Source organism: Pseudomaricurvus sp. (assembly GCF_965662505.1).
Classification (GTDB): Bacteria; Pseudomonadota; Gammaproteobacteria; order Pseudomonadales; family Cellvibrionaceae; genus Pseudomaricurvus.
In genome coordinates this window covers 1-20,027 of the sequence record NZ_CBFIHX010000067.1, presented here as the reverse complement: position 1 = coordinate 20,027, position 20,027 = coordinate 1, and the positions used below count along the sequence as shown (strand labels likewise).

The 20,027-nt window shown below is 54.9% G+C and carries 16 protein-coding genes; 3 read left to right on the top strand and 13 right to left on the bottom strand.

The genetic code is table 11. The features are described from left to right. Window positions 1-52: 52 nt before the first annotated feature. The 3 genes from ACTG33_RS10530 to ACTG33_RS10520 all read right to left on the bottom strand — a co-directional run bounded on the left by ACTG33_RS10530 (window position 53) and on the right by ACTG33_RS10520 (window position 3,427). On the bottom strand, window positions 53-976 hold the full coding sequence (locus ACTG33_RS10530) for an SDR family oxidoreductase (protein ID WP_439135169.1): 924 nt from the start codon (window positions 974-976) through the stop codon (window positions 53-55). Between the two features lie 100 nt (window positions 977-1,076). Then, window positions 1,077-1,727 (bottom strand): single-stranded DNA-binding protein, encoded by a 651-nt coding sequence (ssb, locus tag ACTG33_RS10525; RefSeq protein WP_439135168.1) that lies wholly within the window; start codon window positions 1,725-1,727, stop codon window positions 1,077-1,079. A gap of 338 nt (window positions 1,728-2,065) precedes the next feature. Further along, window positions 2,066-3,427 carry an MFS transporter gene (locus ACTG33_RS10520; protein ID WP_439135167.1) on the bottom strand — a complete coding sequence of 454 codons (1,362 nt, stop codon included), beginning with the start codon at window positions 3,425-3,427 and terminating at the stop codon, window positions 2,066-2,068. 218 nt (window positions 3,428-3,645) lie between these two features. On the opposite strand from ACTG33_RS10520, the gene ACTG33_RS10515 reads away from it, so the two are divergent. Next, complete coding sequence (locus ACTG33_RS10515) at window positions 3,646-4,116, top strand: MarR family winged helix-turn-helix transcriptional regulator (RefSeq protein WP_439135166.1); 471 nt, start codon at window positions 3,646-3,648, stop codon at window positions 4,114-4,116. A 37-nt stretch (window positions 4,117-4,153) separates the two neighbouring features. Here the strand turns inward: ACTG33_RS10515 and ACTG33_RS10510 are convergent, their stop codons facing one another. The 3 genes from ACTG33_RS10510 to ACTG33_RS10500 all read right to left on the bottom strand — a co-directional run bounded on the left by ACTG33_RS10510 (window position 4,154) and on the right by ACTG33_RS10500 (window position 7,678). Next, window positions 4,154-5,338 carry a methyltransferase gene (locus tag ACTG33_RS10510; protein WP_439135165.1) on the bottom strand — a complete coding sequence of 395 codons (1,185 nt, stop codon included), beginning with the start codon at window positions 5,336-5,338 and terminating at the stop codon, window positions 4,154-4,156. Between the two features lie 110 nt (window positions 5,339-5,448). Then, window positions 5,449-5,940, bottom strand: coding sequence for an acetolactate synthase small subunit (gene ilvN / locus ACTG33_RS10505; protein ID WP_439135164.1), 492 nt, complete (start codon window positions 5,938-5,940; stop codon window positions 5,449-5,451). Between the two features lies 1 nt (window position 5,941). Next, window positions 5,942-7,678, bottom strand: coding sequence for an acetolactate synthase 3 large subunit (locus ACTG33_RS10500; RefSeq protein ID WP_439135163.1), 1,737 nt, complete (start codon window positions 7,676-7,678; stop codon window positions 5,942-5,944). 525 nt (window positions 7,679-8,203) lie between these two features. Here ACTG33_RS10500 and ACTG33_RS10495 point away from each other — a divergent pair. After that, window positions 8,204-8,635: a DUF4124 domain-containing protein gene (locus tag ACTG33_RS10495; protein ID WP_439135162.1), complete on the top strand. Its 432-nt coding sequence runs from the start codon at window positions 8,204-8,206 to the stop codon at window positions 8,633-8,635. Between the two features lie 21 nt (window positions 8,636-8,656). Here ACTG33_RS10495 and ACTG33_RS10490 read toward each other — a convergent pair whose 3' ends face one another. From ACTG33_RS10490 to ACTG33_RS10465, 6 genes are all read right to left on the bottom strand, one after another. Next, window positions 8,657-9,358, bottom strand: a complete 702-nt coding sequence (locus ACTG33_RS10490; protein ID WP_439135161.1) for a 3'-5' exonuclease — start codon at window positions 9,356-9,358, stop codon at window positions 8,657-8,659. A gap of 47 nt (window positions 9,359-9,405) precedes the next feature. Then, window positions 9,406-11,310: a DUF294 nucleotidyltransferase-like domain-containing protein gene (locus ACTG33_RS10485; RefSeq protein WP_439135160.1), complete on the bottom strand. Its 1,905-nt coding sequence runs from the start codon at window positions 11,308-11,310 to the stop codon at window positions 9,406-9,408. Window positions 11,311-11,417: 107 nt separating this feature from the next. Further along, on the bottom strand, window positions 11,418-11,927 hold the full coding sequence (locus ACTG33_RS10480) for a hypothetical protein (RefSeq protein ID WP_439135159.1): 510 nt from the start codon (window positions 11,925-11,927) through the stop codon (window positions 11,418-11,420). A 176-nt stretch (window positions 11,928-12,103) separates the two neighbouring features. Then, window positions 12,104-13,834, bottom strand: coding sequence for a sodium:solute symporter family protein (locus ACTG33_RS10475; RefSeq protein ID WP_439135158.1), 1,731 nt, complete (start codon window positions 13,832-13,834; stop codon window positions 12,104-12,106). Between the two features lie 11 nt (window positions 13,835-13,845). Beyond that, on the bottom strand, window positions 13,846-14,112 hold the full coding sequence (locus ACTG33_RS10470) for a DUF4212 domain-containing protein (protein ID WP_439135157.1): 267 nt from the start codon (window positions 14,110-14,112) through the stop codon (window positions 13,846-13,848). A gap of 120 nt (window positions 14,113-14,232) precedes the next feature. Then, a complete protein-coding gene (locus ACTG33_RS10465) occupies window positions 14,233-15,495 on the bottom strand; it encodes a DcaP family trimeric outer membrane transporter (protein WP_439135156.1) in 1,263 nt (420 codons plus the stop codon). Between the two features lie 507 nt (window positions 15,496-16,002). On the opposite strand from ACTG33_RS10465, the gene ACTG33_RS10460 reads away from it, so the two are divergent. Continuing rightward, the gene (locus ACTG33_RS10460; protein WP_439135155.1) at window positions 16,003-16,695 is read left to right on the top strand and encodes a response regulator transcription factor; all 693 of its coding nucleotides are present in this window, start codon (window positions 16,003-16,005) and stop codon (window positions 16,693-16,695) included. 13 nt (window positions 16,696-16,708) lie between these two features. Here the strand turns inward: ACTG33_RS10460 and ACTG33_RS10455 are convergent. After that, the coding region (locus ACTG33_RS10455) for a PAS-domain containing protein (RefSeq protein ID WP_439135154.1) at window positions 16,709-20,027 on the bottom strand (3,319 nt) is incomplete at its 5' end.

The window sequence follows — 20,027 nt, the reverse complement described above, 5'->3', positions numbered from 1 at the left end:
ATAGACTGGGAAGGCTCGCGAGCCAGGAGTTGGGCTTACTAAGGGCTGGAGCCTAATGACTTTCGCTGACATCGTGACGGGGCATGGCCTTCTCGGGCAACAGCCTCTGCTGCACCAGCCAGGCTCGCACCAGGCCAGTCAAACCCTGTCGCCAGCTGCGCACCTGATAACCGAAATTATCCCGGCAGCGGCGCACGGTCAGAGCCGCGCTGTCCGGCTCACCCTGAGCTTCCAGCGCTTCGTCCGACAAAGCTTCCACCTGCCATTCGCGCTTTAACTGCTGTTCTTTTTCCAGAATATCAGCGACAACTTCCGCGAACTCTGCGGAAGAACAAGGATCTCCGGACGCGAGGTGGAACACACCCCAGTTTTCTGCACCACAGAAAACCTGATGTGTAATCGCCAGTATGACCCGACCGACTTCCCGAGAACTGAGCGGTGCACCCCGCCGCTGATGAGTCACCTCCAAAACCGGGCCTTCGGTGGTCAGCGCCCGCAGCAAGCGGACAAACACCGACTCACCCAGAATATCGAGCACCCAGCTGAGTCGCAGACAGATACACCGCTGATTGCCTTCAAACGCTCTTTCGGCTTTTAGAAATGCCCTGCCGACAGGACTGATCGGGTGAGGCTGATCTTCCTCATCGTAAGCCGACTTGTTCTCACCGCCGAAGACACGATAACTCGAGAGATGGATCACGACACAATCCAGCGCCTGTGACACCTTCGCCAGCGATTCCGCGGCATTCACCAGCGTCAGCTGCTGACTCAGATCCGGGTTTTCATACCAGCCCGCAGTATTGATGATGATATCGACGTGATGATCGAGCAGGTAGCGCTCAACAGCATCGGCATTTTCCCACGGCAGACTGCCTGCAGGCGGCGCCAAAACCGCGTAGGCACTGCTCTGAAAAACGCTGTAGATGGCGCGCCCCACAGGGGTAAACGCATCGGTGATGAGAACTTTATTGGCCACTAAAACCGGAAAATCCTATTGGGGTTACCACATGTCAGGCTGCTCTATCGCCGCAGAACAGCCTCCAGATATATCCTAAACAAGCTGCCTAAGGCTAACTCTAGAATGGGATGTCGTCATCAAAATTGTCAAAACCGGCCGCTGGCTGCGGTGGCTGTTGTTGTGGGGCAGGCGGTGCCTGACGAGGTTGCGGCGGTGCTTGGCGAGGCTGCTGCATTGGCTGCCCTTGTGGTGGCTGTCCTTGTGGTGACTGCCCCTGAGGAGCCTGACCTTGTGGTGGCATACCCTGTTGCGGAGAACCGCCATGCTGCGGCGCCATACCGCCCTGCTGAGCAGCTGGCTGCTGGTACGACTGCTGCGGTGCAGCCTGAGCGTAGTTGTCGTAACCGCCTTGGTTCATACCGGATGAGTCACCACGGCTGTCGAGCATTTGCATTTCGCTGGCGACAATTTCGGTGGTGTAACGATCCTGACCATCCTGCCCCTGCCACTTGCGGGTACGCAGAGAACCTTCGATGTATACTTTGGAGCCTTTGCGCAGATACTCACCGGCAATCTCAGCCAGACGATTGAAAAAGACCACGCGGTGCCACTCGGTACGCTCTTGCGGCTGGCCAGTCTGCTTGTCTTTCCACTGCTCCGACGTTGCGACACTGATATTGGTCACGGCGTTGCCACTGGGCATGTATTTCATTTCCGGATCCTGGCCGATGTTTCCAACCAGGATGACTTTGTTGACGCCACGAGCCATAACCATATTCTCCTAAAATCTTTTGCATCGGCTCCATGGTGCGAGCCGGTCTAAATACTGTTGATCGTAAATACTTGTAATCGTAAATACTTGTGATCATAAAAACTGAAGCCACCTTTCGGCAACAGTGCCACGCCCCATACCCTCCAGGATCAGCATCAGAACCCTAATACTGAAGAGGCATTCATCGCAGGATAACCAATTTTGGGGAGGCGGGGCAAAGGCTTGAGCTTACACCAGCTCAGGCGGAACAACCAGCCCCGAAAAAAGCATGAGCGGTGTCCCCAAGGCCTGTTAACACTCATTCGATGAGCACTGCTGAAGGCCATCGAATGGTGTTAACAGGCCCTGCGAATATCAGCAAGACTGTCCCGCTGAAAAACCTCCGGATCAACCTTCAGGTAAGCGGTACTCTCCACTACGATCAATACCACTTCCACCACCCCCGGCAGAGCAGCCAACTGCTGACCGGCAGAGGCAAACTGAGCTTGCTTCAAGGGCACTTGAACACCGGACAAATGCCGCGGAGAGCGCATTGTCACGGCCGCCAGCAACCACAGCAAAACCATCAGCCCGCAGACCTCAAACACCACCGCAGCGCCATGTTCCTGCAAGACCCACCCACCGACGAGACCACCGGCAAATGCCCCCAAAAACTGACAGGTAGCGTAAATCCCTGAGGCCGTCCCCTTTGCTCCCGGCGGAGCCAGCTTGCTCATGAGGGATGGTAGTGTTGCCTCCAGCAGATTAAACGCCATAAAGAAGAAAAACAGCCCCACCAAAAAGCCAATTCGCTGATGCTGCTCGATCGCCATGACACCCATCATGGCGCCCAGCAATATAACTGCTGCCAGAAACACAGGTTTCACTTTGCGACGCTTCTCCGCCACGATAATAAACGGCACCATGGCCACAAACGCCAGCAACAACAGCGGTAGGTACACCATCCAGTGCTGCTCTCTCGGGAAGGCCAGCTGGCTTTCGAGAATCGACGGCATGACCAGGAAGGCGGCCATCAAGACAAAGTGCAGCGTGAAAATACCCAGATTCAACCGGATCAGTTCGCGATTTTTAAGGGTGGATTTTAGCAGCGCCGGCACCGCACCGGCATCTCTGTGTCGCACGCCACTGACAGCCGGTGTCGGCACCCAGCTCATCAGGACCCACAGTCCCATAGCCGCCAACCCGACAGTGAACCAGAACATCAGAGACAAACCACCCCAGCCGGCGAGCACGGGCCCTACCACCAGAGCAACCGAAAAAGACAAACCAATGGATGCGCCAATACTGGCCATGGCCTTGGTGCGACTTTCATCACTGGTGAGATCCGCCACCATGGCCATAATCGCACTGGCAATGGCACCACCGCCCTGCAGACAACGCCCCACAATCAATCCGTACACTGAGTCCGCCGTTGCCGCCACGGCCGAACCTATGGCAAAAATGATCAACCCCATGGCAATCACCGGCTTGCGCCCAATCCGGTCGGATAACATACCGAACGGAATCTGCAACATCGCCTGCGTAAATCCGTAACCGCCCAGCGCCAGCCCCAGTAACAGCGGTGTGCTGCCCGCGTAATCGGCGCCATACAGAGACAGCACCGGCAACACCATAAACAGCCCCATCATTCGGAAGGCGTACAGGCTGGCGAGCGAAGCCACTGTGCGTCGTTCAAAAGAAGCTGCTGAAGAGGTCACACTGTCTCCCGTTATTCAGTGAAGGGGGCCGAAGGCCAAAAAAGAAGGGATTTTACCGGATATCGTCCATCAGGCACACGGATGATTTTTTGGGAGCAACCCAAGCCCCTTATACCGGCCTTGAGGTTCCCTGCTGTGCAGCTCTGCCTCTGCTATACAGCTCTCCAGCAAGACCGTAAGATAACCCGCACTGACTACCTTTCACCTACCGGTCACTTATGAACGACACACCACACATCCCCTTTACCACCTTGATGGCCGACATCCACCGGATGTTCAGCACCACGCTCTACCGCCAGTTAAAAGCTGATGGCATCAATCTGAGCCGCTCTCAATGGCGTGTTCTCACTCACCTGCGTACTCAGGATGGACTCACGCAATCGGAGCTGGCCGAGAGATTGCTGATCGAAAAAGCTCCGGCGGGAACCTTGATCGACAAGCTGGAAGCTGCAGGCCTGGTAGAGCGACGCCCGGACCCCAGAGATCGCCGGGTCAACCGGGTGTTTATTACCGTGAAAAGCGAACCCCTGCTGCCACTGATTGAGCAGACCGTCACTGAGCTCAAAGTGCAGTGTATGGAAGGCATCAGCGAGGAAGAGCAAAACCAGCTGAGCCAGACCCTCACCCGTATCCACCTGAATTTGCAGGCAATCCGCAACCCAAACAGCTCAGGTGAAGACATCCCCTGAAGAATGCTCAAAAATCCTCAAGAATGTTCAAGAGTGCTCAGCGCCCGGCGTGAATCAGAATATTACGCGGCGTTAAAGAGCGCTCGCAAAAGGTCTGCAAAGTAACCGTGGCACCACTCGACTCCAGAAATAACACCCGATCCAAAGCCAGCCAGACCTCCAGCGGCCGCCGGAAGAGATGGGCCACTAACTCCATCCGCTGCACCTGTTGCAGTCTCAGCCTACCTCGCTCCAGCCAATCCTCCGCGTTTCCGCCGTCCGGCCAATCCAGCTTGTGATGCTCTGCCACAGCCCGACAGAAATCGATAAAGCAACCACGGAGGTAACTTCGGGGCAAGGCAGGAACCGGTAAATACTCATCCACACCCCGCACCTGTCGCTGCCACTCATCGAACGACAAACGCCACAACAACTCCTGCTCCCGCCGGCGCCGATCCCCCTTTCCGGCTGTCACCGTCTCCTGCAACGGCAAGCTTAGGTCTGCGCGATCGAGCTGCAATTGCGAAGTTTGGGCCAGCGTGGACAACGGCTGATACGCCTCGCCTTGAATCAGATGATAGCAACAGGGCGAGATGGTCAGACTGTCTACCGGACGATTCACCCAGTGACGCATCAACGTCACGTGCAAATCACCGCACGCGTGCAGCGCCACCGCCTGCCCATCGTCAGACAGCCACTGACCGGCTGCGGAATCAAAGGCATCGCCACAGACAAAACGCTGCGGGAGACCCAGCTTTCCCGACAGCGACGAACCGGCGTCGCACAGGGACTGCTGCCACTCAAAACTGGTCACCGGACAGGCATCCACCGACGCCAACAAGCGCCCCAAATGCCCCTTGCCAGCACACCATTCCAACAGTGGTTTGGACGATGCCGGCCGGGCAGCCACAAAACGACAGGCCTGCTGCCACTTGCGACCGGGCACCGACACATTCAGGCGCGATGGGATGTCCAGCTCCCGCTGAAGGGCGTGCGGCAACTGACACAACGCCAGCAATTGATCGCCCTCGGGCAACCAGGGTTTCAACCAAGTGGCCAAAGCTTGCGGGCTGCCATCGAGAGCCGCCACGTCATCGTCATCAAGAGCCTGCAGATCCTCCGCCAGCTGCGGATGAGAGCCAGACCACGGCATCGCGCGCTGATGAAATGGCCGGAACTGCCACCAGCAGCGGTTCTTTACCAGCAACTGATCCAGTTCGGCAAACCAGGATGGGTAGCTCATCGCATCAACCAACGACTAATAACTAAAAAAAGGATTAGAAATACAGCCTCATCATAAACAAAAAAGCCCGACACGAGGTCGGGCTTTTTGACTGAGACTCGCAACACAAATCAGAGGCTCAACACTTTCTCACCGCGGGAAATACCGGATACGCCAGAGCGCACCACTTCCAGAATCGCCGCATCGCCGACCGACTGAACAAACGCGTCCAGTTTGTCACTGGCACCGGTGATCTGAATGGTATACACCGTGCTGGTCACATCAATGATCTGACCACGGAAGATATCCACGCAGCGCTTGATCTCAGCTCGCTGGGCACCGGAGGCTTTCACCTTGATCAACATCAGCTCGCGCTCGATGTGCTGACCCTCGGTCAGATCCACCAGTTTCACCACATCAATCAGCTTGTTGAGGTTTTTGGTAATCTGCTCGATCTTGTGATCGTCGCCAACGGTGGTCACGGCCAGACGAGACAAGGTGTCGTCTTCGGTGGGCGCCACAGTCAGAGTTTCAATGTTGTAACCGCGCTGGGAAAACAAACCAACCACTCTCGACAAGGCGCCTGGCTCATTTTCCATGAGTACAGAAATAATACGTCTCATCTTAAGTACGCTCCGTTTTGCTTAACCACATATCACGCATGGAACCGCCCGGGGCGACCAGCATAGGATACACGTGCTCCGAAGGATCCACGTAGATGTCCATAAACACCACACGATCCTTCATCGCGAAACACTCTTCCATTTTCGCGCGCAGATCTTCTTTTTTGTTCACGCGCATACCGACGTGGCCATAGGCTTCCATCAGCTTGACGAAGTCCGGCAGAGAATCTTCGTAGTGAATCTCGGAGTAGCGGCTGTCGTAGACCATGTCTTGCCACTGCTTCACCATACCCAGAGCCTGGTTGTTCAGGCAGATGATTTTCACCGGTAGACCGTACTGGGTCAGGGTCGACAACTCCTGGATACACATCTGGATCGAACCTTCGCCGGTGACACAGACGATGTCTTTGTCACGGAACGCAAAGGCCGCGCCCATAGCCGCAGGCAAACCAAAGCCCATGGTGCCCAGACCGCCGGAGTTGATCCACTGGCGCGGGCTCTTGAACGGGTAGTACTGCGCCGCAAACATCTGGTGCTGCCCCACGTCAGACGACACGATGGCATCGCCATTGGTGACTTCGTACAGAGTCTTGATCACGTCTTGCGGCATGATCATGTCACCACTGGTGTTGTAGCGCGGCTGAGTGTAGATACCGTGACGCTCACGCCACTCATTGATCTGTTCCCACCAGTCCGACAGCGCAGCTTCGTCCGGCTTCTCTTTGGACTCTTTCAGCAGATCCAGCATTTCCGTCAACACACTGTCCACGGAACCGACAATCGGCACATCCGCGGTGATGGTTTTCGCAATCGACGCTGGATCAATGTCGATGTGAATGATCTTGGCGTTTGGACAGAACTTGCTGGTGGTGTTGGTCACGCGATCGTCAAAACGCGCGCCCACCGCCAGAATCAGGTCGCAGTGATGCATAGCCGTGTTGGCTTCAAAGGTACCGTGCATGCCCAGCATGCCCACAAACTGCTTGTCGTTACCCGGATAAGCCCCCAAACCCATCAGGGTATTGGTCACTGGATAGCCCAGCTTTTGCGCCAGCTCGGTCAGCAGCTTGCTGGCCTCACCCTGAACCACACCGCCACCGGAGTAGATCATGGGACGCTTGGCTTTCAACAGCATGCCAACGGCTTTCTTAATCTGACCGCTGTGCCCCTTGGCCGCCGGAGTATAAGAGCGCATTTTCAGCTTCTTGGGATACTCAAACGGGAAGGATTCCATCGGATCTACGGTGTTCTTGGGCACGTCGACAACGACGGGACCCGGACGACCGGTAGCCGCAATGTGGTACGCCTTCTTGATGATCTCGGGGATCTCAGAAGCGTGCTTGACCATAAAGCTGTGTTTTACGATAGGACGGGAGACACCCACCATATCCGTTTCCTGGAACGCATCTTCACCGATCTTGTCGGTAGCGACCTGACCGGAGATCACGACCATAGGAATAGAATCCATATAAGCCGTCGCAATACCGGTAATGGCATTGGTCGCACCCGGGCCGGAAGTCACCAGCACGGTACCGACACGGCCGGTCGCACGGGTGTAACCGTCAGCCGCGTGAGTCGCGGACTGCTCGTGGCGCACCAGGATGTGTTTAACTTTATCTTGTTTGAAAATTGCGTCGTAGATGTGCAAGGCTGCCCCACCTGGGTAGCCGAAGACGATGTCGACGCCTTCTTCTTGCAGGGAGCGAATTAGCATATCGCCGCCAGAGAGCATTTCCACCTGTTTTCCCCTTTCAAAAAACCAATAGTTAACCCTTACAGAGTAGGCCGCGGAAACCTTGTGAGCTCCCATACCCTTTTGCTGGCCAGCTTCACACTGAACACAGCACTCTATAACGATCCATAAATAAAACAGTGATGACTGAAGCTTCCCCGACTCGACCGCCCCTGTTGGCGCTGCAGTGAATCGGGTAGGCGACGTCGGATGGACGTACCTACGCAACTGGGATGGTTCGGCAAGCGGTTGGCTCACCGGAAAGTAGATGCCAGAATTCGGGAAAAACTCTGAGCTAAGACCGAGGTTACGGTTATGATCTACACGCCATCTAGCGAACCCGCAATTCTGGCAACTTGATCAGTAAAGTCAAGGGCGACGGCCGGTTTTGACGAGGATTCCTGAAGAAAACTTCAATAATTTCGGGGATTACTCGGCAATACTGAGAATCCGGCGATGTCGGCACTGGTGAATGGCACCAATAACAGCAATAATGGCCACTGAATACGAACGCTGAAGGATCACATAATCATGGTTTTACGACACCGCTTTCTGACGTTAATCGGCCTGGGCTTCGCACTGGTGTGCCTGAGTGGCCAGGCGCTCGCCAAAGAATTTTACAAATGGAAAGATGAAGACGGTGTCATTCACTACTCTTCCCAGCCCTCCAAAACGCACAAATCGGTGAAAGTCCACGCCTCCAATATCAAAGGCGACCCTGAAGCCGCCTCGGGTCAGAACAAGAATAATGGCGAGAATGAAGAGACTGACAGCAAAGCTGCGGCCGCCGAAGCCTATCAGAAAGATCCTGAGCGTTGCGCCGCCGCGCAGAAGAACAAAAAGACCCTGCAAGAAAACGCCCGCATCCGCATCAAGGAAGGTGACGAGTATCGCTACCTGACCCCGGCAGAAATCCAGAAGCAAATGGATATGGCCAATCAGGCAATTTCCGAAGACTGCTGATCTGTACGAGAGAGCAATCTGTCAGAGCAGCTCTCTCAGTTTTACACTCCCGCCTTTGTAACCCACCTGCGCCAGCAGTAATTCCGCCGTTGCCAATGCATCCGTCAGTGCGTTATGGGCCCTGGCCGGCGGCAGATTGTAACGGGCGCAACAGCTGGCCAGCCGCAGCATATTATTCATCACCGGCTGATTTCGTCGTTCCAGACTGCGGCTCTCGACCTGCAAGGTATCCACCACAGGCATCAGCAGGGGCGCGCCGTAGAGCCGGCGACTGATCCGATTCAGAAAGGCCAGATCCAGTGGCGCATGATGAAACACCAAAACCCGTCCACTGGCCGCCTGTAAAAATCGACTCATCAAATCGTCTTCGCCCAACCCTTCAGACAACTCACAATCACGCAGAGAATGTATGGTGGCACTCTCGCCGACGCTATTGCGTGGCTTCATCAACCAGTGCTCGGCCGTTGACAACACCACGCGTCCGCCGCGAATCACCACCCAACCCGCGCTGACCAACTCCCCTGTAGCGGCATTCAGTGATGAGGTTTCGGTATCCACCACCAGAAACTCCACCTCGCGCCAGCCATCACCACCCCGACACTGCATGTGTTGCCAGCAATGAGAGAGCGCCAAAAACTCGCGCTTCTGGGCTGCCGACAGGCTTCGCTGACGCAAACGGTAAAGTTGTCGCTGCAACCGCAACCCGGGAAACCCCCAACTCATAAGCGTTTATCTCTCACACGGTCTCCCTCCGCCACCAGGCCTTTCACTTACAAACCCGGACGGTATCTGATTTTTACCGCCTGCTGGGCGTCGACCACAATCGCAAACGCATCCCGAAGCTGTTTTCGCACGAGCTTTGGCAACTCATCGGGATTAAGGTAATTACTGGGCTTTCGAGCGGTCAGTAAATGCTGCACCTGAGCTTCAACCCGGGTCTGCATAATCACCCCCAGCGCATCCTGCAGGTTGCGGCTGTCGTTGATGGTCAAGGCTTTAGCTTTCGCCAACGCATTCAGTCGCTCGTGGGTATTCACAGCGGTTACGCCATTGGCCAGCGCGTGGATGCGAACAATATCCACAATGGGTATTACCGCCCGTTTTTTGAGATTGAGCTCATCGCGGTGCTCGCCATTGTGTTCCACCACAAAGCGACGGAAGATGCCCAGCGGCGGTGGTGTATCCAGCACATTCTCCGCCAGTGCCGCGAGAAAGATGGTATTGGTGCCCGCCTGTTTCAGCATGTGCTGCTGCAAGCGTTGACACAGCGAGGCATCGCCGTGCACTGCCCGCAGATCAAAAAAAATACTGACCCGCATCACCGCATCGGCCGTGGGTGTCCGGGTCCAGCGATCGACGGTGGCCTGCCAGCCTTGCAGGCTTTGCCGCCATTCATCCGTGGTCGCCATCACCTTGCCCGGACAGTAGACGTAACCACAGGTATCGAGGCCGTCGCTGACACGATGAGCCAGCGCCTTAAACCACGCCGCATCCTCTGCTGATGCGGAGTCGTCAATGAGCAAACCGTTATCCTGATCTGCACCGAGCAACTGCTCACCGCGCCCCTGCGAGCCAAAACCCAACCAGCAGTATGGCACCGGCGGCGGGCCCAGCTCTTCTTCCGCCAATTCAATCAAACGCACAGTGACCGCGTCGCTGATGGCTGTCAGAACGTGGCCAACCTGAGCGGATTTGATACCCGATTTAACCCACTGCACCAACAGATTGGGCATCTGAGTCACAATGTCTTTCAACTCGGCCACCGAGCTTTGCCGACCAATGTGCTGAACCAGATACACCGGGTCGTCCTGCCGCGCCAGCATCAGATCGGACGCCGTAATAATCCCCTTCACCACCCCCTGCTCCAGCACCGGAATGTGGTGGTAGCCTTTCTGGGTCATAAACAGGGTGGCATCGAATAGAGTCGAATCGGCTTCAATGAATTCCGGTTCACGGGTCATGATCTGCTCTACGGGTAACTGCAGATCCAGCCCTACGGCCACGGCTCTTGAACGCAAGTCGCGATCGGTAACAATCCCCAGCAACTGCTCACCCTGCATCACCATCACCGACGACACCCGACCCTCAGTCATAATTTGGGCGGCGGATTGAATGGTGTCCTGGGGTGAGACTGTGAGCAGGGTCCTACTCATCAGATCGCTGACACTGCGCATCATTTCGTTTGGACTGGGTTCGTGACGAGCCGCACGTCGTACCCGTCGACTGCGCTGACTGCTAAAAAAGCGATCAAAGTCGCGATGCTGCTGACGTATCTTTTGGTATTCCGTTTCAGGCAATAGATACACCAGCGAGTCTTCAATCACCGTGGCACTGATGCCCGACTCTTCCTGACTGAGACCCAGCAGGTTAAAGCTGACACCCTCACCAAAGCGATCCATCAACCGGCCATTGTCCGCTCGTAACTCAGCCGCACCACTGCGCATAATGCGCAAACCACCGCCGTCGTCCTGAGGCTGGAACACATGCCCCTGGCGATAGTAACCAATCTCCATCAAGGCCGCGGCTCGATCCAGTTCGTTGGAACTCAATTGATCGAAAGGAATGCACTCTGCCAAGAATTCACGAATGTTGCGCAACTCTGGACTCAACACCGGACTCAACACCGGACTCAGTACCGAGCTCTGCTCCGGAACAGCAACCGACGATTCAGTCATAACCTGTTACCTCACGTTTTTCATCACTCCGTTACCTGCTAGCGCGCAAATCCAGGATGCACTCATGACAATGCGTGCCCACAAGAACCTGCACACACAACGGTGCACTACTCCTGACGAAAATCTTCGTCGAACGTGGTTTTGTACAGCGTAAACTTCATCGCCGCATCGCCGTAATAAAGTGCCTGGTTGGCTGACACCACAACCCGCAAGCGATCCATTTCAGGATCCGGTCGGGGAAGTTCCAGCGACCAACGCAATCCTTCACCGCCTTCGGAAGTCATTTCCAACGGCTGCTCGCCGCCACTGGCAGTTTCCGGCTCCACCAGCGCCACCAGTGCGCCATCCAGAGGAAAAGCCGATTTCATCATCAGCAGTACACGATCTGCATCGCGCCATTCAGTCGTCAGCGTCAGTTCGAAGTCTCCATTTTTCAAACCGCACTGACCACTGCTGTAACGGCAGTTGGGTTTCTCCACCAGTGAGTAACGCTCGCCCGGTTGGGCAGCGTGTGGTTTTTCACTGACGATGGCATCCACCGCAAAGTAACTGATCAGCGCCAGAACCGGCGCTACCAACATGGCGATCACAAAGTGTTTGTTTTTAAATATTCCCATGAAAACGTCCAATGGTTAGGATTTTTATCATCATTCTTATGACTCACAGTAAGGCCCATCTTCCTTCATTTGACAACTGACGACCACTGGGCTGCCAAAAAAAGGCCCCATTAAGGGGCCAGGAGGGTTTTACGAAGATTGTGCTTTACGGTTTTGCATAACCGCTTTAGTCATCATCAATGGTCGTGCGCTTCCACCACACCGGTAGGTACACGGATATGTTCCACCAGCTCTTGCACTTCTTGTGGTGGTGCCTTAGTGACACGGGACACTGCAAAGGCAACCGCAAAGTTGACCACAGCACCCACTGCGCCAAAGGCGTTAGGCTCAATACCCAGGAACCAGTTTGCACTCATATCCCCGAGGAATGCGGTATCCGCCACAAACATGATGCCTTTGTGTTGGAACACGTACAGCAGTGTCACGGTAATACCGGCGATCATGCCTGCAATGGCGCCTTCCTTGTTGATGGTCTTGCTGAAGATACCCATCATCAGTGCCGGGAAGATGGACGAGGCCGCCAAGCCAAAGGCCAGCGCCACCGTTCCTGCGGCAAAGTCAGGCGGATTGTAGCCGAGGTAGCCCGCGCCAATAATGGCGAGGGCCATGGCTATCCGACTGGCGAGCAACTCCTGCTTCTCGTTGATCTGCGGCGTAAACACACCTTTCAACAAATCGTGAGAAATCGCCGAGGATATCGCCAGTAACAAGCCGGCCGCCGTCGACAAGGCTGCCGCCAAGCCACCGGCTGCCACCAGTGCAATCACCCAGTTAGGCAGACGTGCAATTTCCGGATTCGCCAACACCATGATGTCGTTATCCACTTTCACCATTTCGTTGGTTTCTGGATTGGCATTGTACTGAACCAGGCCATCGCCATTTTTATCTTCAAATTGCAGAAGACCGGTTTTTTCCCAGTTTTTGAACCACTGTGGACGCGATTCATATTCCAGGTTTTGACCGGAGGCAGGCTCAATGGTGTTGATCAGGTTCAGACGAGCCATACCCGCTACCGCAGGAGCAGTGGTATACAGAATGGCGATAAACACCAATGCCCAACCTGCAGAAGAACGCGCATCTTTCACTTTAGGCACAGTGAAGAAACGAATAATCACGTGGGGCAGACCGGCGGTACCAATCATCAGCGACAGGGTGTAGGCAAACATGTTGGTGGTACTGAGCCGCACCTGTGTCGTGTATTCGGCAAAGCCCAATTCCGTCACCACCTGATCCAGCCGATCCAGCAGATACACATCCGTCCCCGACAAGGTGCTACCCAAGCCCAATTGCGGCAGAGGATTACCGGTCAGGTTGAGGGAGATAAAAATCGCCGGAATGGTATAAGCCAGAATCAGCACGCAGTACTGGGCGATCTGAGTATAGGTAATCCCCTTCATACCACCGAGAACGGCGTAGAAGAAAACGATACACATACCGATCAGCAGACCCAGCTCGTAACTCACTTCCAGGAAACGGGAGAAAGCCACACCAATGCCTTTCATCTGACCGATAACGTAGGTCACCGAACAAATGATCAGACAAATGACCGCTACGATCCTCGCGGTACGCGAATAAAAACGATCGCCGATAAACTCCGGCACGGTAAACTTGCCGTACTTGCGCAGGTAGGGCGCCAGCAACATGGCCAACACCACAAAGCCACCGGTCCATCCCATCAGGAAGACCGAACCGCCGTACCCCATAAAGGCAATCATACCGGCCATAGAGATAAATGAAGCCGCCGACATCCAGTCAGCCGCAGTTGCCATGCCGTTGGCAACCGGGTTGATCCCGCCGCCCGCCACGTAGAACTCTTTGGTCGATCCCGCTCGCGCCCAGACCGCAATGCCCATATAAAGCGCAAACGTCAGGCCGACCACAATGTAGGTTAATGTTCTTAAATCCATGATGCCTGCTCCTATTCGTCGTGGACGCCGTATTTACGATCCAACTGCCCCATCTTGCGGGCGTAGTAAAAGATCAAAATCACAAAGGTATAAATCGCACCTTGCTGGGCAAACCAGAAGCCCAACTTATACCCACCCAGCTGAATATTGTTGAGGACGTCTACCAGTAAAATGCCGCAACCGAAGGACACCACGAACCACACGACCATCAGTTTCCACATCAGACCTAGATTTTCTTTCCAATATGCTTTTGCATCTTCTTCAGATTTGAAAGCCATTGTTGTCTCTCCTGTTATTAATTATTTTCGTCTTGTCGTTTGGGATAGGAATACAGTTTTACTCTGGCCAGACCTCGGACACCATTCGACCTTGGTCCAGCTTTGCAGAGGAAACAAACCTTACAGCGCATACTTCCAGGACATTTGCACGTAATCGGAATCCGCATCACTGCCTTCTGTTACACCATCGGCTTTGTATTTGTCATCAACCGCAAAGTTACCTACCTCTAAACCGACGGACAGATCAGGTGTCAACTGGTGAATTAAATTGACGCCCCAGTGACTGCGGTTGATGTCAATAACATCACTTTCGGAAGCTCCATAGAAAATGCTGCTGCGCCAAGTATCGCTCCAGATCTGCCGGTAGGACATCATGTAGGCAACGGTTTCTTCAACTTCGATATCACCAGTATCCGGGTCAATCACCAGATCGGGAATCATGCCACCGCCAATGTATCGACCGGATTCACCGGCATTAACTTGGAAGCGCAAATCGTTGCGACCGAAATTAAACTTACCGCCGATATTGGCCGCCAGCGCGGTCTCATCAACGCCGCCCGAATCCAGACGCCGCGCCAGAGCACCAACCTGAACTTCACCCCAGTCACCGGCAAAGCGATAGGTGGCCACCAGATCCGGATATTTCTCGTCGGGATCAATACCGGTACCGCCACCACCGGCCGAGTTGGTACCGATGTCGCCATCACCCCAGGTTTCAGGATTTTCCAGCGCGATATTGAAACCTCCTGCACTGAAACGGATTTGCGGTTGACGCACAAACACTTCACCCATCATTGGGCCAGCAAAATCGAGACTGTCGGGGAAAGCTGCCAGTGGCGTGAAAGTCGTCCAGTATTGACCAACCAGCCAGTTTTTGTACTTAACAAAGGCGTGCCGCAGACGGGGATTGGTGGAGTTGGTGGCGATTTCGTTACCATCACCACCGTAGAAATCCATCTCAATAAAAGCACTCACATCGCCGCGAGCGTACTTCATGTTGAACCGCGTTTCCTTGACGTTGAATCCGGAGTGTTCGGTATCCACTTCACCAGGATCATTACCACGCCAGTAATCCTGATAGGCCAGGTCGCCATTCACATGGCGATAATCCGCTTTGAGATAACCACCGAACGTCAGGCTGCCGCCCTTGTTCACCTTGACCAGCGGTTCAACCACCTGATCGACGGGTTCACGCTTTACAGCAATGGTGGTAATGGTGTCTTCCTGACGAGCCATCTGAGCTTTCAGGGTTTGGAGTTCCTGCTCCAGCATTTCCATGCGGCGCATCATCTCATCATCGGCCGAGAAAGCCGGTGCTGCGGACATCAGCAAACAAACGCTGACAGCGCAGGCGACGGTGTGTTTCTTAAACTTATTATTCATGAATGCCCTCTCCTGATTTATTGGTGTCTGTTATTGGAGTTACAGGTTCCAGAGAGAGTATTCGTTCTTATATACAGAAGCGGTATTAACCTTTGGTCGAATTACCGACTAAAGTCTAAGCGTATTGAGTCATTTCCATCCCTGATGTCGGGCGTTGATGGCTTTAACAGGCACATAAAATCAGCCCCTAGACCAAAGTCTAATAGCAAGAGTGACCGACAATCGGTATAAATTGATCATGGCAGAACATTTGATCTCTGTGGTTGATCTACAGATTTCACCCTCGTTTCTCAGTCATTTCCCGGCACAGCTTCTCCCCAAGGGGCTGTGCTTTTTTTTGCCTCTGATTTCGTGCTCATATTGAGGTGGGACAGATACCCTCCCCGGCGCTATACTGCATAGGCAAAACGGATAATAAAGAACACAGAGAATTCACCGCCAGAAACCGGCGGATAACGATAATTACAAAAACGATAAGACTATTCACGATTGGGAAGGTAAAGCTCCATGATAGCGAACCCCTGCATCATCATTGCTGACGATCATCCCCTTTTCCGCACGGCCCTCAGCAACACGCTGCAACATGAACTCAATCAGCCACAATTGATTGAAGCGGAAGATTTCAGCAGCCTGCAGCAGCGCGTTGAAGCCAATCCGAACGCTCATCTGATCCTGCTGGATCTGCACATGCCTGGAGCAGAAGGCTTTAGCGCACTGGTTTTTCTGACCGCTCACTACCCGCAGATACCGGTGATGATTGTCTCTGCCCACGAGGAACCGGATATTATTCATCGCGCCATGGATCATGGTGCCAGTGGCTTCCTCCCCAAAAGCGCCCCTGTAGACACGATGAGAGCAGCGCTATTAACCGTGCTGGGCGGTCAGATTTGGTTGCCCGAAGGATTGGCCGATCAGTCGGCGGCCGGCGAAGAGGAACTGAACATTGCCGAAGCGCTCGCCAGCCTGACCCCGCAGCAGTTTCGTGTCGCCTCAATGGTTAGCCAGGGGCTTCTTAACAAGCAGATTGCCTACGAACTGAATGTCACCGAAGCCACGATCAAGGCTCACATGACCGAAATCTTTAAGAAGCTGGGCGTGCATTCCCGCACTCAGGCTGCCGTGGCCATTGGTCAACTTGCGGTCCACCCAACTCAAAGTCTGGAAGAGTTCCGCAAGCAAGCATCACAGCTGTCCGTTTGAAGGGTTGACGGATTTATCTTTCTGCGCCCTGCGCGCTCACCTTTTGTCGCCGCAAAGCTCTTCGCATCAAGGTGCGCAGAGCGGCTGGCTGCACCGGCTTGGCCAAAAACAGACAACCCGCCTGCTGCACCTGATCGCGCATTTCATCGCTGTTATCAGCACTGATCACGACGGCCGGTAACGGCTGTTGCCAGTGGTATCGCAGCGCTTCCAACACATCCAGACCCGTTTCTTCATTCAGGTGGTAGTCCGCCAGCACCAGATCCGGCGCGGTGGCTTTCGGCCACAGACTCAGCGCTTCGCGTAAATCGGATGCCACAATCACCTCGCACCCCCACTGCTCCAGCAGTGATTGCATACCGGCCAGAATCACCGCCTCGTTATCGATACACAGCACCGACAAACCCGACAGGCGGGAATCGGTCACCGGTTTCACCCGCGCCTGCGCCTGCTCTTCACCCAGGTTGACTGAAATGCGAAATACCGAGCCCTTGCCCGGCACCGAATCCATCTCAATACCATGCCCCAGCAATTGCGAGATGCGTTGGGCAATGGATAACCCCAGCCCCAAGCCCTGATTACCGGCACTGGCAGTATTCAAACGCTCAAACTCATCAAAGATCCGCTGGCGATCAGCCTCGGCAATGCCCGGCCCTGTGTCCCAAACTTCAACCACCAACCGGTCTTTATGCCTGCGGCACCCCAACAGCACCTTGCCCGAGCGGGTATAACGCAACGCATTGGATATAAAATTCTGCAGCACTCGCCGCAGCAAATGGGAATCACTGAACACCCACACAGAAGACGGCACCCAGCGAAATTGCAGCCCCTGCTTGTTTGCCAGAGCACTGGCCTCTCCGGCCAGTGGTCGCAACAGACTGTCGATGGAAAAGTTTTCCCGCTTCGGTCGCTCTTTGCCAGAACCCAGTCTGGAAATTTCCCGCATTGAACTGATCAGTTGCTCTGCCTGAGCCAAGGCATCGTCCAGATGATCAACATCGCTGCGCAAGGAATGATGACGCCCGGTCAAAACCGGAGACTCCACCGAAGACGTGTCAGGAGGACGCTTCAAATTCAGCTCATTGAGTTTGGCATGCAGAGAAGCCACAAACAGACGCGCCGCATTGATGGGCTGCAACAGGTCGTGACTGGCGGCAGCCAGAAACCGACTCTTGCTGGCATGCACCTCTTTGAGCTCCTGTTCGACTCGCGCCCGCAAATCATTTTCACGCTGCAGTGACGCATTTGCCTCACTCAGTTCGGCGGTGCGGGATTCAACGCGATCCTCAAGCGTCTCTTTAGCCAGCTCTAACTGATCGAGCATGTGGTGGTAATCGCTGACATCGGTATAAGTGGTCACATACCCGCCGTTGGCCAACGGCGTGCCGCGAATTTCCACCACACGATCGCCGGGCAGATCGCGCTCCAACCGATGGGGATTACCGGAACGCAATTGATTCAAGCGCCGCTCCACCGCCGCTTCCGTACCGCCCTCACTGGTATCCAGATAACCGCGCATGGCGTTGTAGTGATAAATTTTCTCGATGTTGCAGCCCACGTACAGCAACCGCTTGGGGTAGTCGAACATTCGCTGGTACTGCTCATTCCAGGCCACCAAACGCAGGTCTTTATCCACCACACTGATCCCTTGAGGGATGGTTTCCAGCGTGGTCTGCAACAGCGTCTGACTGAACTGCAGCTGGCGCGAACTGCCGCCCACTAACGACACAAAGTCCTGCAACTGCAACGGCTGCTGACTGACCAACAACTGCATCGCCCTGTGGGCTGACACTGCACCGATAATCGCCGCCAGGTCGCTTTCAATCATGGAGACCGCAAAACGCGGCGTCTGATCATGGGGTAGTAATCGATGCCCCACCCGCTGCTGAAACTCCTGCCACATTTCCAACGTGCGATCGGGGCCAAACAACGGCTCCATCAGCGCCTGCAGCTGTCGCACCTCAATGCCGGATGGCTCCATATCCAGTTGCGGTTGATGCAGCTTCCAGCGCAGACGGGTAAACGCATCGGACTGACGCACATCCAGCAACCGAAAAGTGGAGCGGCGGGACACCAGAAAAAATACCAGCGTATTGGCTAACAAGCTCCAAAAGACACCATGGCTCAAAGGATCCAGCCAGCCCATCCCCAGTAAATTGTTGGGGGTCAGCCACGGCACATGAAACAAACCATGGACCACCAAAGGGTGGCCAGCCGGTAAAACCGCGGGCAACAACAGGCAATACAGCCACAGCGACATGCCCACCAACACACCGGCGATAACACCGTAGGCATGGCCTCTGGACCAGTAGAGCGCACCCAACACCGCGGGCATGACTTGCGCGGTCGCCGCGAAAGAAATCAGCCCCATAGACGCGAGCCCTTCGGTGTTACTCATGTAACGTTCCAGTGCCCACCCCAGCATTAACACGGCAATGATGGATCCGCGCCGGATCAACCTCAGGGAACGCCCCAGATCGCTGGCGGTCTGTCCCCGACGCGAATTGGAACGCAGCCAGGTGGGCACAATCAGCTCATTGGAAATCATGATCGACAGGGCAATGGTCGCCATCACCACCATCCCGGTGGCCGCCGACAGGGCACCAATAAACGTCACCACCAGAGTGATTTCTGCCCCCGCCCAACGAGGCAAGGTGAGTACGTAGCTGTCAGGATGAACGCTTAAACCGGAAAACAATTGTGCGCCGACTTGCGCCAGCGGCCAAACCAGCACCGCAAAAATACCCAGATACAGCGGCAACAACCAGCGGGTGTAACGCAAATCGGATCGGTGATGATACTCCACCACCATGACGTGAAACTGTCGAGGCAAACAGACAATTGCGATACCAGCTAACAGTATTTCGGTAAAGAACAGAGGCGAAGTCAGTTGGCCCAGATGAAAATTGGGGGAGGCCGCCGTGTCATAAAGCTCCAGGCCACTTTCGAGCATTCCGTCACCGCTCATGACCCGCACCGCGAGAATCGCCACCACCACAAACGCGACCACCTTGACCACCGACTCGACGGCCACCGCAGTAATCAATCCGCGATGACGATCCGGACCATCAATCACACGGGTACCAAAGAGGATGGCAAACCAGGCCATCACCATGGCGGCGATCAGGCTCGACCAGGAATCAAACGATGTCGTACTGCCTGTTCCCCAGTGCATCGCCGACCAGGCAATGCCTACTGCGCGCAACTGCAGCGCGATGTAAGGCAGGGTTCCCACCACCAACACCAAGGTGACAATAGCGGCCAAACGCTGGTTTTTGCCATAGCGCGAACCGATAAAATCGGCAATGGAAGTCACTTTGTTACGCGAACTG